Source organism: Candidatus Competibacteraceae bacterium (assembly GCA_016713505.1).
GTDB lineage: Bacteria > Pseudomonadota > Gammaproteobacteria > Competibacterales > Competibacteraceae > Competibacter_A.
The window spans coordinates 343,893-356,432 of sequence record JADJPA010000002.1 but is presented as its reverse complement, the minus strand read 5'-3'; the positions used below and the strand labels follow the sequence as shown (position 1 = coordinate 356,432).

Below are 12,540 nucleotides of genomic sequence, written 5' to 3'. Positions count from 1 at the left end.
TGGGCCACGAAGCACGGCCCACCCTCATGATCTTTTTGATAGTATTGAATTATGCAGCCGCCGCATGGGCTTCCGGCCGCGCGGTTTCCAACGCGAACATTTCTTCCACGCTCAACAGGCGATCCACATCCAGCAACATCACCATGCCGGCCTCGACCGTCACCAGCCCGCTGATGAATTCGGTATGCACCGCCGTGCCGAAATCCGGCGCCGGCTGAATGTCGGCGACGTTGAGGTTCAACACGTCCGACACGCCGTCCACCACCGTGCCGATGATCCGGCTGCCGCTGGCCGACTGCACCGTCACCACGATCACCACGGTGGTCTTGGTGTACTCCACCGATTCCAGATTGAAGCGCAAGCGCAAGTCGATCACCGGCACGATGGCGCCGCGCAGGTTCATCACGCCGCGCACGAAGGTCGGGGCGTTGGGCACCTTGGTCACCGGCGCCCAGCCGCGGATTTCCTGCACCTTCAGAATGTCGATGCCGTATTCCTCGCCCGCCAGGCTGAAGGTCAGATACTGCAATCCTTCGGCGGTGGCCTCGCGCTTGAGCAAGCCGCGCGAACCCAGCGTGGCCAATTCAGTCTTTTTTACGTCCATCATCTACCTCACAACGCTACGTTATTAACCCGGATCAAGCCGGAGATATCGAGAATCAAACCCACCCGACCGTCGCCGAGAATCGTGGCTCCCGCCACGCCGGACACCCGCCGGAAATTTTTTTCCAACGATTTGATGGAAACCTGTTGCTGCCCTTCCAGATCGTCCACGAACAGCCCGATCTGGCGGCCGTCGGCCTCCACCACCACCAGCAAGCCTTTTTCCAAATCACTTACAGCACCTTCCGTGCCGAACAAATCGTACAAGCGCAGGATCGGCAGCGGTTGGCCGCGGAATCGGAACACTTCGCCCTTGCCGGCCACCCGGTTGACGGCGTCGGCCTTGATTTGCACCGATTCGATGATCGACAGCAGCGGGATGATGTAGCAATCCCCGCCGACGCTGACCAACTGGCCGTCCAGGATCGCCAGGGTCAGCGGCAGGGAAATCGTGATGCGGGTACCCCGGCCGGGCTGGCTGGCGATTTGAATGCTGCCGCCTACATCCTGGATGTTGCTGCGCACTACATCCATCCCCACGCCCCGGCCGGATACATCGCTGAGTTGCTTGGCGGTCGACAGGCCCGGATGAAAAATCAATTCGTAAATCTGCTCGTCGCTGTAGTCTTCGCCGGGCCTGAGCAAGCCTTCTTCCAAGCCCTTGCGCAGCAGTGCGTCGCGGTTGAGACCGCGCCCGTCGTCGCCGACTTCGATGAAGATGCTGCCGCTTTTGTGATAAGCGTCGAGGCTGATGACGCCGGTTTCCGGCTTGCCAGCGCGCAGCCGTTCCTCGGGCGGTTCCAGCCCGTGATCGAGACTGTTGCGGATCAAGTGCACCAGCGGATCGCCGATCTTTTCGATGACGGTCTTGTCGAGTTCGGTCTGTTCGCCGTTGATGCGCAGTTCGACCTGCTTGCCGAGCTTGCCGCTGACATCGTGCACCATGCGCGGAAACCGGCTGAACACCGAGCTGACCGGCAACATGCGGATCCGCATGACGTGTTCCTGCAAGTCGCGGGTGTTGCGATCCAACTGATCCAGCGCTTCATGCAGCTTGTCCAGCCGGCTCATGTCGAAGTCCTCGCCCAGAGCGCTCAACATCGACTGGGTGGTAATCAGCTCGCCGACCAGATTGATGACTACATCCACCTTGTCGATGCCGACCCGGATGGAGGCGCTGTCGGATGCCGCCACATTCACCCGCCGGTCGCCCCTGCGGCGATCCTCGCCCTTGCGCCGTTCGAGCAACAACTCGCCTTGCCGCCCTTCTTCGCTGGCCTTGGAACCCGCCGGCGGCACTACCACAGGCTCGGCCGCCGGCTTGGCGGCCCGCTCTGGGGCGCTTTCCGCCGTCAAAGGTTCGACGCTCAGCTCGCAGTCGCCCTCGACCCAGGCAAACACGTCATCCACGGCGTCGCGCGCCACCTCACCGAGTAGTTCCAGCTCCCAGGCCAAATAACAATCCTCGGGCCGCAACTCCGCCAAGCGGGGCAGGCGCGCCGTATCCGGCCGGACCGTCAACGACCCCAGAGCCGCCAGTTCGCGAAACATCCGCACCGGATCGTTACCGCTGTGCATCAACTGAGGATGCGGCTTGAACCGAATGCGCCAGCCGGTCGTTCGGGGCGTCGGCGGCGGTTCGGCGGGCGCGGCGGATTTATGCGGACCCGCCCCGGCTTCCGTTGGCTCTTTTTTCAGCAGCCGCGCCAGCCGCCCTTGTAGGTCTTGAATCCGCTCGGGTTCGACGGGGATGTTCTCGCGCGCGGCGACCAACATTTCTCGCAAACAGTCCACCGACTCCAGCAAAACATTCATCGCTTCGCTGGTGACGCCGAGCCGCCCTTCCCGCATCCCGTCCAACAACGTTTCCATCAGATGGGTGAAATCGGTCACGTCCTTGAAGCCAAACGTGCCGCTGCCGCCTTTGATCGAATGGGCGGCCCGAAAAATGGTGTTGATCTTTTCCAGATCCGTCGCCGTACCGGGCTGTAGGGCTAGCAGGCCAGCCTCCATGACATCCAGTCCTTCAAAGCTTTCCTCGAAGAAGGTTTGGACGAACTGACCGATATCGATGGCCATATGCTGTCATCCCAAGACTTTGTTGACGGTCGCCAACAGTTTTTCCGGATTGAAGGGCTTGACGATCCAGCCGGTGGCGCCGGCGTCCTTGCCTTCCATCTTCTTTTCGGTGGTGGATTCGGTCGTCAGGGTGAGGATGGGGGTGAACTTATAGGCGGGCAGGGTCCGCAGTTCGCGGATCAGGGTAATGCCATCCATGTTAGGCATGTTGACATCGGTAATCACCAGATTGGCCGCCGCGCCCTTGGCAACGTTCAACGCCGCCTGGCCGTCTTCCGCCACCATGACCTGATGGCCGGCTTCCTTGAGGGTAAATTCCACCATTTGCCGCATGGATGCGGAGTCATCGACTACGAGTATCGTCGCCATAATTGCGTTTTCCTTTCATTCAAATCAGTGATCGTTTCCCGGCCCGACGCCTGGGATCGCAGGGAGCGGGTATATAGGTTTAACGGGTTGCGGTCGTTTCCAATCCCAACCGGTCGCTCAATCCCAGCAAGCGCGCTCCCTCCACTACCGCCGGGGAAGGGTTGCGCCAATTGACGGACAGCCCTTGCGACTGGGCTTCGGACATCAGGCTCAGAAACAATTGCAAGGCTGCCGCGTGTATTTTTTGCACGGCCTGACCGTCGATCTCCAACGGTTCCGAGGTTTGCAGCGCGTCCAGCAACTGCTGGTGTAACGCACCGACAGTTGCAATATCGAGTTCGGCTTGGCATTTGATGAAATTCATTGTTTAACTCCTAAAACTCTTCCCAGTCTTCGGAAGCCGCGGCAGCGGCTGCTTTCGGTGCGGCCGCGACCCTGCTCGCAACCGGACGAGGCTTTTTCATCGCTGATTTGCCTTCCAAAATATTCAATAACGACACGACTTTATCGGAAAGACGGTCGATCTTGCCAAGCTGGATTCTGGCTTGATCATCTCGACCTTCTCTTTGCAAGGAAATAAGCGTCTTGATGGCGCTGTGAAATTCGGCATGTTGTTTTTCTACTTCCTTCATCTCGTCTAAATACCCGAATTTCGTCATGCCGCCCGCATACAGCCATTTGCCAAAATCGCATTCCCGATGCGAAACCAGCTCGGCTTCCGTCAAATTTTGCTCGCCGTTTAAAAATTGCCTCAGGCGCGACTTCCAGGCCAAATGCTTGTTCGCCGCCAAGGAAAAATCGATGCTACCTCCCACCGACATCGGCGCTCTCGCAGCTTTGGTTGCCACCGCGCGCTGGGGTTGCCTGTTATCCTGATCCTCTTTGATCGCCACAAGCTTCGTCTCGTTTTCGTCGAGCTTGAAGAAGGCCATGAGCTGTTGGAGCTGCTGGGCCTGCTCGCCCATGGCGTGGCTGGCGGCGGCGGTCTGTTCGACCAGGGCGGCGTTTTGCTGGGTGGTCTGGTCCATCTGGAGGATGGCTTTGTTGACCTGTTCGATGCCGGAGGCTTGTTCCCGGCTGGCGGCGGCCATTTCCGCCACGATGTCGCTGACTTTCTTGATGGCGGTGACGATCTCTTGGAGGGTCTTCCCGGAGCGCTCGACCAACTGTCCGCCGTCCTCGACCTTGGCGACGCTGTCGGTGATCAGGGCCTTGATCTCCTTGGCGGCGTCGGCGCTGCGCTGGGCGAGCTTGCGGACCTCGCCGGCCACCACCGCGAAGCCCCGGCCCTGCTCGCCGGCTCGGGCCGCTTCCACTGCGGCGTTCAAGGCCAGCAGGTTGGTCTGGAAGGCGATCTCGTCGATCACCCCGATGATGTCGGCGATCTTTTGCTGCTGTGGTGGATCGCCCCCATCGCCGCCACCGCTTGCTCCACCACCTGGCCGCCTTGCTCGGCTTGCGCGCGCGCCGCGCTCGCTAGCTGATTGGCTTGTCCGGCGTTCTCCGCGCTTTGCTTGACCGTCCCGGTCAGCTCTTCCATCGAGGAGGCCGTCTCTTCCAACGCACTGGCCTGCTCTTCCGTCCGCTGCGCTAAATCCGAACTGCCTCGGGCGATCTCGGCTGTGCCGTTACGCACGTTGGTAGCCACTTTTTGCACCTGAGTTAACACGCCGCTTACATGCTGGACCATGGATTTAATATCAAACAGCAAGCTACTGTTATCATTTGCTTTAATAGATATGGTTTCCTTCAAGTTTCCAGAGGCTAAGTTTCTTGTGATGTTAGCTGCATAAGTAGGCTCACCGCCTAATTGCCGTGCGACGCTTCGAGCAATAATTACGGTTACAACAAAAGATACTATAATCGCCATTAAAGATAGAACGGCAAATAACACAAGCGACTTATTAAAAGCCTGCACACTATCATCTTTTATTTTTTTATTATCCAGGTCATATTTCTTGATGATTTCGCGTAGTTGATTATCTAATTTACTAAACGACTCATCAGCGGACTGCATTACCATGGTGCCCATATTCATATCAACCGCGCTTAATTCTATGCCTTTGAGCACGGTTTCATGGTAACTTCCTACCATTGATTGGATATCATCAAGTTCTTTTGTCATTAAATAAGATTCTGCTTTCTTAAAATCTTCTTTAGCTGTCTCGATGATTTTAGAAATTTGCTGAGTTTTTTCTTGAACTTTATCTTGAGCAAGAGTGGAAGACCAAGCTAATAACCGATAAATTTTAGCTTGGGCATCTGTCATTTTTTGATAACCTTCTTGTAGATTTCCAATAGAATTCTGCCTTGAATAAATTGTATCAGAAGCCTTTTTTTCGGAATATAGACCCCAATACGCTGTAGCTACAAGAGCGCTTAAAAAAACTATGATCAAACTTGGCGCAAAAAGAATTTTGTAAAAAAGCTTCATTTGATTCTCCCTGAAGCAACACACGTAAATAGGCCTATTTTAATCCGCATGGCCATAAGCAATTATGACCATGCGGCACCTTGACCTTAACGCTTATAAATTCCAGAACATACGGCCGTATCTTTTAATCTTTCGCAAAATATTGTTTTAGGTAATATTTTTTTGGTCACTGGGTCGGTAAATTTATAATCCACCGAGAAGCTGTCTTGAGTTTTAGCCTTTTCGCTTATTTCATTTAGGAACGCTTTTCCATCAACATCTTTCAAGTCAATCATGTTTCTTCCAACCAGCTTTTCGTTGGTGCCATGCGCTAAAGTATTACCTTTAACATCATTGACAAAGACATATAAATCTTTGTTTACAAATTCTGGATTCTTGGCGGTAAAATCGGCATAAGCCTTTTCTGGCCCGGCACTCTGAATATGAGCGATGGCTTTTTTAACAAGTGCTTGGGCTTCTTCAGCGGTTCCAAATTCAGCTGCAAAGGCGTTAACCATTAATCCAAAAGTTAAACTAATACCTAGCAATACAGTTCTCATTTCACTACTCCTTAATCGTGTTGAATCGCAGTTAATCCAGTTTTTCTTTTCAAAAACAACTGATTTTAATGCTTCAATTGCTCAGTTAAAACACTGAACCCAGCGTGGTGATACGGCTTGTCAGACTCTCAAAACTCTTCCCATTCCTCCGAACCTTGGGCAGCGACAATCTTTTTCTCGACCGGCGCGGGACGAATAGCAGCCTTCGGTTTGGCCGGAATCGGTTTGCTGACGCGCGAACTAGCGCCAACAATCGCCCGTAGCTCCGGGCGCGTCTTGGCGACGTTCGCCGTTGGAGCGCTCGTGGCCTGGGAGGCAAGGGCGGCCTGCCCGTCGAGCTTGAAGAAGGCCATGAGCTGTTGGAGCTGCTGGGCCTGCTCGCCCATGGCGTGGCTGGCGGCGGCGGTCTGTTCGACCAGGGCGGCGTTTTGCTGGGTGGTCTGGTCCATCTGGAGGATGGCTTTGTTGACCTGTTCGATGCCGGAGGCTTGTTCCCGGCTGGCGGCGGCCATTTCCGCCACGATGTCGCTGACTTTCTTGATGGCGGTGACGATCTCTTGGAGGGTCTTCCCGGAGCGCTCGACCAGCGCCCCGCCGTCCTCGACCTTGGTCACGCTGTCGGTGATCAGGGCCTTGATCTCCTTGGCGGCGTCGGCACTGCGCTGGGCGAGCTTGCGGACCTCGCCGGCCACCACCGCGAAGCCCCGACCCTGCTCGCCGGCTCGGGCCGCTTCCACCGCGGCGTTCAAGGCCAGCAGGTTGGTCTGGAAGGCGATCTCGTCGATCACCCCGATGATGTCGGCGATCTTTTTGCTGCTCTGGTGGATCGCCCCCATCGCCGCCACCGCTTGCTCCACCACCTGGCCGCCTTGCTCGGCTTGCGCGCGCGCCGCGCTCGCTAGCTGATTGGCTTGTCCGGCGTTCTCCGCGCTTTGCTTGACCGTCCCGGTCAGCTCTTCCATCGAGGAGGCCGTCTCTTCCAACGCACTGGCCTGCTCTTCCGTCCGCTGCGACAGGTCCGAACTGCCTCGGGCGATTTCAGCGGATGCGGCGCTGACTTGGCTCGTGGTTCGGCTCACTTGGCCGACCATATTTTTGAGCTGAGCAACCATGTCCCGCATGGCGGCGTAAATCCCAGTCTCCTTGCCGGTGCTCTCAAAGTGTACGGTGAGGTCACCTTGAGCGATCCGTTCAGTCAACGCCGCCAAATCCATTGGCTCACCTCCAATCGGTCGGCGGATGGCTCGAACTAATAGCCAAGCCAAGGCGATCCCTAGCAGTACCGCACCGATCGATAGCCAAGTCACCACCGCAACCGCCACTTCGTTGGACTGTTGAACTTGCGGGCCGAGATGATCCTGAGCGGTACGATATTGCGTTCTGAGTTCCTGCGTCGTCTTACTGATCGCACCGCCGAGCTGAGCGAGGGTATTTTTAGTAATGTCGTCGGCTTGCTCGATTGAGTCCAGCAATTTGGGCAGCATCCCTAAATAAGATTTATGAATCTTTTCAAAATCCTCAAGCAGTTCTCGATAAGAATCGCCAGCCTTTTCAGCCCTTACATCCATTTCATCTTTAACAGCTTCCAGCTTGGAAGCAATTTCTTCTTTTGCTTGGTCAAAGTCAGCGCGGAGGCGAGATTGAACATATTTAAGGAGTGCATAATGTGCAATAAGTAATTGGTTTTCTACTTTTCCAGCCGACATCAGCAGCTCAGCATTATTTTCTTTGGCCGCATTTTCGATAACGCTTTCGACAATCCGCCGCATGTCGAGGCCTAGTTCGGCCATATCTCTAATTATTTCATTCTTTTGTTGAGTTAATGTCACTGCTTGAGTAAAACTACTATCATATTTATTGATTAGCTGATCTATTGACTCAGCCATTTTGACATGTTCTGAATCAACTGTGTTCTTCAGACGTTTGGCCTGCTCGTGCATCTCTGTGGAAAAATCTTGATATTGCTTTGCATAATCGCTGTTTTCTTGATTGATGTACTTTTGAATCGCCAGACGAGCATTTAGTAAGCGCTCTTCAAACTCAGCAACTTGCAAGCTATTTCGACCGATGGCGCGATATTCGCCAAAACCCTTGAAGGAGGCCTGCAAGCCCCAATAGGCTGTTCCCGAGACAATGACGAGCAGCGTAATAACCAGAGCAAAGCCTATATTAAGCTGAGTACGCAGTCTAAGTTTTTTAAACATTATATGCCCCGATCTGTTATGAGCTGTGCTTTCGTAAGTGTTATCAGCGCCATCATTCAAAAAACCCTTATTAACCCAAAATAGCAACCTCTATAGTTAAATCCGCTTTATCAAGATTGTGCGTTTCTTAAAACTCTTGTCACTTCCCATGCTAGTGGCCTCAGCAGCTTTGTTATCAAACTGACCAATTAGTGATGGCTTGCCGCCGACTTATTGGAAGGAGTGACTGAGGCGTGCTGGTCAGCCTTCTGAAGGCTACAGCATGATGAAACCTTGTGCTTGGTTGCAAAAAGCTCTGAGGGACCGTCGAAGCACTGTAAAACTCAAAATTCGTCTCTTTATAAATTCGCTTGCTGATAACAAATATAGTAAAAGCTACCAACAAGCGATTGTTATCAAAGCTATTCTATGAATTTATAAGCAACTGCATACCTATCGCTGAATACTAACCACCCATCAATCTACTATTGAGATAGCATCCCTCTGATAATCTTGAACGCTCTAGAGCAAGGCCATGAATAGAATCTATTCATTAACCATCTAGATTATTCAAGTCCTTTTAACTGCTTTTTGAAACAGAATCGGAGCTATTAGTCCCGGTATTACTAACTACTTTATTACCAGATTCCGTACTAGTGGAGGTTCCCGTAGTAGTGGCGCTACTAGAATCTGTCGTAGTGTGAGCGCTTTTTTGAGTTGTGGCCTGCATGAGATCATTCCAACCAGGTTCGCTGGAAGGAATATTGCTTAGGCCCAATTTACTGGCGGTCGTTGTTGCTGAATCCGATAAAAATTTTTCTAATAGCGCTTGTTTGGTGGAATCGAATTCACCACCTTTTATGATCTGAGCCAAGCTAAAGGTGCTTTCAGCCAATTCAGTGTCTTTACTTTCATAAGCCTTGGCCTGTAGCTTATCGAAAGCATTATCTAAATGACGATTCCAGTTAAACTCACCGGTTTTCTTTTCCAACCGATCCAATCTCGCATCTAGCTTTTCTTCCATCGTTTCGGACATTTCAAAGATTTTTTGAGCTTTCTCAGAATCCCCCGCATCGATCGCTTCCTGCTGTAATTTGTCAAATGCCTGATCCCAGCGATCCCGCCGCTTTTCCAGGCGATCCAGACGACGGCTACCGCTATCACTGGCTTTTTCATTGAGTAAATTCATGTAGTTACTAATTTTCATAAAATATTAGCTCACTCTGAATAAAGGAGTCTTCATGCCAGTCGAGTATGACCGGCCATAGCGGCGAGCAAGCAATATCAATACCAACCTACCAAATACTTTCTGCGGTACTGTCACTTTTTCTCTGCATTACGCCCTGGAAAAACCGGGCCTCGCTGGAAGCCGACCAAATATATCTAACTAAAATTATTAACTATTTTTAAGAACCTACCGCCGAGTGGCGCTGTGTGTTTGCAAGCTCGATAAAGTCGGATCTTGCCTGCAAATATCAGCAGGTACTCACACGATGTCGCGCCGCAATCGCCATCTCGCATCACCCTGTGCCTCCCAAATGGCAATGCCAATATTTTGGCGACACCCATCTTTCGCTGAGTCAATCCTTTGTCGCCGCTTCAGCAGCGCCGCGCGGCATTGCGCTTTGCAAGAAGCGCGATCAATCCGCCAAGGCGCGTCAAGCCCTTGCGGAGGCTCATTCAGCAGGTTGGTTCGGTTATTGCTTTAGGCGGTATCGCTTACCCCCATTAATAGATTCACCACCGATTTATCACTGACGGCAAAGGCCAATGCCTAATTTCTGAGCGACGCTATCGGCTATGGATGACATCCTTAAAGAATTCCTGACCGAAAGCATGGAAGGTCTGGATTTACTCGACACCAAGTTCGTCATGCTCGAACAAAATCCCGATGATCGGGACACACTCGCCAGTATCTTTCGCACCATTCACACGATTAAAGGAACCTGCGGCTTTCTCGGTTTTGGCCACCTCGAAAAACTGACTCACGCCGGTGAAAACCTGTTATCGCTGCTGCGGGATGGCAAACTGCAATTCACCCGTGAAATCGCCAGCGCGCTGCTGAACATGCTGGACGCGGTGCGGACCATGCTAGGGGAAGTCGAACGCACCGGAGGCGACGGTGAAGAAGGCTATGAGCATCTGATTGACACCCTGCATCGCCTTAAAGAAGGCGGTGCAACCTCGGTTTCCGAATCGCCGGTATTGGAATCCGTACCGCCGGATGAGCCGCCGCCGACAGCAGATAACCCGCCAGAACCCGCGACGGCTGATTTTTTCCTGGAGGCCGCGCCGCACTCGGCAGCGGACACGACAAGTCCCGCACCCGACGATATCTTTTTGGAGGCTCCACCCGCCGCGAGCCTGTTGCCGGCTCTGCCCCCCATCTCGTCCGCGCCAAAAGCAAAAGCGGCGGCCAAAGCAAGCTCGGCGTCCAGCGCCCTGCCCGATAATCTGATTTTTTTCGGAGAGCCGCCCGCCAAACCGCCCGCTCCCGCGCCGACGCCCGCTCCCGCCGCAGCCATTCGTCCCGCGCCGGCCACGCCCGCGCCCAAAGCCGAGCCTGCCCCGGCAGCGCCGGAGCGCTCCAGCGCCGTGTCCGCCGCACCCGCCGCACCCGCCGGCGCACCGCCGACCATCGCTGACAGTTCGATCCGGGTAGATGTACCGCTGCTGGATAAATTGATGAATCTGGTGGGAGAACTAGTGCTGGCCCGCAACCAGATCCTCGAATACAGCGTGTTGCAGGAAAATCCGCCCTTGCTGGCCGCGTCGCAGCGTTTGAACCTGATCACCAGCGAGTTGCAGGAAGGCATCATGCGCACCCGGATGCAGCCTATCAACAACATCTGGGCCAAGTTCCCCCGCGTGGTGCGCGACCTGTCGGTCAGCTGCGGCAAGCAGGTGCGGGTCGACATGGAAGGTAAGGAAACCGAACTCGACAAAAGCCTGATCGAGGCGATGAAGGACCCGCTGACCCATTTGATCCGCAACGCCATCGACCACGGCGTCGAGTTGCCGGCGATCCGCCAGGCCAACGGCAAACCGGCGGAAGGTTGTCTGGCGATGCGCGCCTACCATGAAGGCGGCCAGGTCCACATCGAAATCGGTGACGACGGGGCCGGCATCAACCCGATCAAGCTGCGCGACAAAGCGCTCGAAAAAGGGCTGATCACTCAGGAGCGCGCCGCCGTCATGAGCGATCAGGACATCCGCCGCCTGATCTTTTTGCCGGGTTTTTCCACCGCCGAGAAGATCACCAACATCTCCGGGCGCGGCGTCGGCATGGATGTGGTCAAGACCAACATTGAAAAAATCGGCGGCGTCATCGATCTGGAAAGCGAACTCGGCCGTGGCACCACCTTCAAGATCCGCATCCCCCTGACGCTCGCCATCGTGCCGGCGCTGATCGTCACCAGCGGCAAACAGCGCTTCGCCATCCCCCAGGTCAACCTGCTGGAACTGATCCGGGTCAACGAGGAGCAGCGCGCCACCGCCATCGAATACGTCCACAGCAATCCGGTTTATCGGTTGCGCGGCAAGCTGTTGCCCATCGTGCATCTCAACCGGGAGCTGGCCCTGAACAGCGGCTCCACCTCTGGCGTCATCAACATCGTGGTGCTGCAAGCCGGCCAACACCAGTTCGGACTGGTGGTGGATCAGATCAACGACACCCAGGAAATCGTGGTCAAACCGCTCGACAAGGTATTACAGGACATCCCGGTGTTCGCCGGCGCCACCATCATGGGCGACGGGCGAGTGGCGCTGATCCTGGACGTGTTGGGCATCGCCCAACAGGCGCGGGTGTTGAGCGACAGCCACGACCAGCACCTGTCGGCGCACGCGCGAGAAGCCAAGGAGCACGAAGCCGAACGGCAGACGCTGCTGGTGGTCCGCTCGCCCGGCAACGGCCGGCTGGCCATCCCGCTCGCCCCGGTCTCCCGGCTGGAAGAAATCGAACTCGATCAGGTCGAGGGGGCCGGCGATGTCGACGTGGTGCAGTATCGCGGGCAAATCTTGCCGCTGATCCGGCTGCGGGACATCCTCAGCGAGCGCCGTTCCTTCGATCGTTCGTTCGGAGCCGAAGACGGCGGCGCCAATACCAAGCTGTTGCAAGTCATCGTGTTCGGCGATGGCGCTCGCCGCATCGGTCTGGTCGTGGATGAAATTCTCGACATCATTCAAGGCGTTTTCGAAATCAAGGGCCGCTCGACCCGCAGCGGCGTGGCCAGCACGCTGGTCATCCAGGGCCGGGTGACCGAACTGTTCGACGTGCAAGGTTTCTTGCAACACGCGGCGCCGCTGCTGGCGCTGGTCGAGGAGGCGTGACGCG

The 12,540-nt window shown here is 55.0% G+C and carries 9 protein-coding genes and 1 pseudogene; 1 reads left to right on the top strand and 9 read right to left on the bottom strand.

Annotated elements, in window-relative coordinates; genetic code table 11:
* Nucleotides 1–49: 49 nt before the first annotated feature.
* From IPK09_16595 to IPK09_16555, 9 genes and pseudogenes are all read right to left on the bottom strand, one after another.
* Complete coding sequence (locus IPK09_16595) at nt 50–604, bottom strand: purine-binding chemotaxis protein CheW (GenBank protein ID MBK7985216.1); 555 nt, start codon at nt 602–604, stop codon at nt 50–52.
* Between the two features lie 8 nt (nt 605–612).
* Nucleotides 613–2,682 carry a chemotaxis protein CheA gene (locus IPK09_16590; GenBank protein ID MBK7985215.1) on the bottom strand — a complete coding sequence of 690 codons (2,070 nt, stop codon included), beginning with the start codon at nt 2,680–2,682 and terminating at the stop codon, nt 613–615.
* 6 nt (nt 2,683–2,688) lie between these two features.
* Entirely contained in the window at nt 2,689–3,054 is a 366-nt protein-coding gene (locus IPK09_16585) for a response regulator (protein MBK7985214.1), read from the bottom strand.
* A 76-nt stretch (nt 3,055–3,130) separates the two neighbouring features.
* The gene (locus tag IPK09_16580; protein ID MBK7985213.1) at nt 3,131–3,415 is read right to left on the bottom strand and encodes an STAS domain-containing protein; all 285 of its coding nucleotides are present in this window, start codon (nt 3,413–3,415) and stop codon (nt 3,131–3,133) included.
* Between the two features lie 838 nt (nt 3,416–4,253).
* A pseudogene (locus IPK09_16575) lies at nt 4,254–4,436 on the bottom strand (methyl-accepting chemotaxis protein).
* Nucleotides 4,415–5,485 carry a hypothetical protein gene (locus tag IPK09_16570; protein MBK7985212.1) on the bottom strand — a complete coding sequence of 357 codons (1,071 nt, stop codon included), beginning with the start codon at nt 5,483–5,485 and terminating at the stop codon, nt 4,415–4,417. The pseudogene IPK09_16575 and the gene IPK09_16570 overlap by 22 nt, the downstream one beginning before the upstream one ends.
* 86 nt (nt 5,486–5,571) lie before the next feature.
* Entirely contained in the window at nt 5,572–5,982 is a 411-nt protein-coding gene (locus tag IPK09_16565; protein MBK7985211.1) for a cache domain-containing protein, read from the bottom strand.
* Between the two features lie 170 nt (nt 5,983–6,152).
* Nucleotides 6,153–8,228, bottom strand: coding sequence for a methyl-accepting chemotaxis protein (locus tag IPK09_16560; protein MBK7985210.1), 2,076 nt, complete (start codon nt 8,226–8,228; stop codon nt 6,153–6,155).
* A gap of 559 nt (nt 8,229–8,787) precedes the next feature.
* Nucleotides 8,788–9,414: a hypothetical protein gene (locus tag IPK09_16555; GenBank protein MBK7985209.1), complete on the bottom strand. Its 627-nt coding sequence runs from the start codon at nt 9,412–9,414 to the stop codon at nt 8,788–8,790.
* Nucleotides 9,415–10,007: 593 nt separating this feature from the next.
* On the opposite strand from IPK09_16555, the gene IPK09_16550 reads away from it, so the two are divergent.
* Nucleotides 10,008–12,536, top strand: a complete 2,529-nt coding sequence (locus IPK09_16550; GenBank protein MBK7985208.1) for a chemotaxis protein CheA — start codon at nt 10,008–10,010, stop codon at nt 12,534–12,536.
* Nucleotides 12,537–12,540: the final 4 nt, after the last annotated feature.

Bases quoted from the DNA above. Each gene is read 5' to 3' on its own strand.
- IPK09_16595 (MBK7985216.1), bottom strand. From the start codon at position 604: ATGGACGTAAAAAAGACTGAATTGGCCACGCTGGGTTCGCGCGGCTTG.
- IPK09_16590 (MBK7985215.1), bottom strand. From the start codon at position 2,682: ATGGCCATCGATATCGGTCAGTTCGTCCAAACCTTCTTCGAGGAAAGC.
- IPK09_16580 (MBK7985213.1), bottom strand. From the start codon at position 3,415: ATGAATTTCATCAAATGCCAAGCCGAACTCGATATTGCAACTGTCGGT.
- IPK09_16570 (MBK7985212.1), bottom strand. From the start codon at position 5,485: ATGAAGCTTTTTTACAAAATTCTTTTTGCGCCAAGTTTGATCATAGTT.
- IPK09_16565 (MBK7985211.1), bottom strand. From the start codon at position 5,982: ATGGTTAACGCCTTTGCAGCTGAATTTGGAACCGCTGAAGAAGCCCAA.
- IPK09_16560 (MBK7985210.1), bottom strand. From the start codon at position 8,228: ATGTTTAAAAAACTTAGACTGCGTACTCAGCTTAATATAGGCTTTGCT.
- IPK09_16555 (MBK7985209.1), bottom strand. From the start codon at position 9,414: ATGAAAATTAGTAACTACATGAATTTACTCAATGAAAAAGCCAGTGAT.
- IPK09_16550 (MBK7985208.1), top strand. From the start codon at position 10,008: ATGGATGACATCCTTAAAGAATTCCTGACCGAAAGCATGGAAGGTCTG.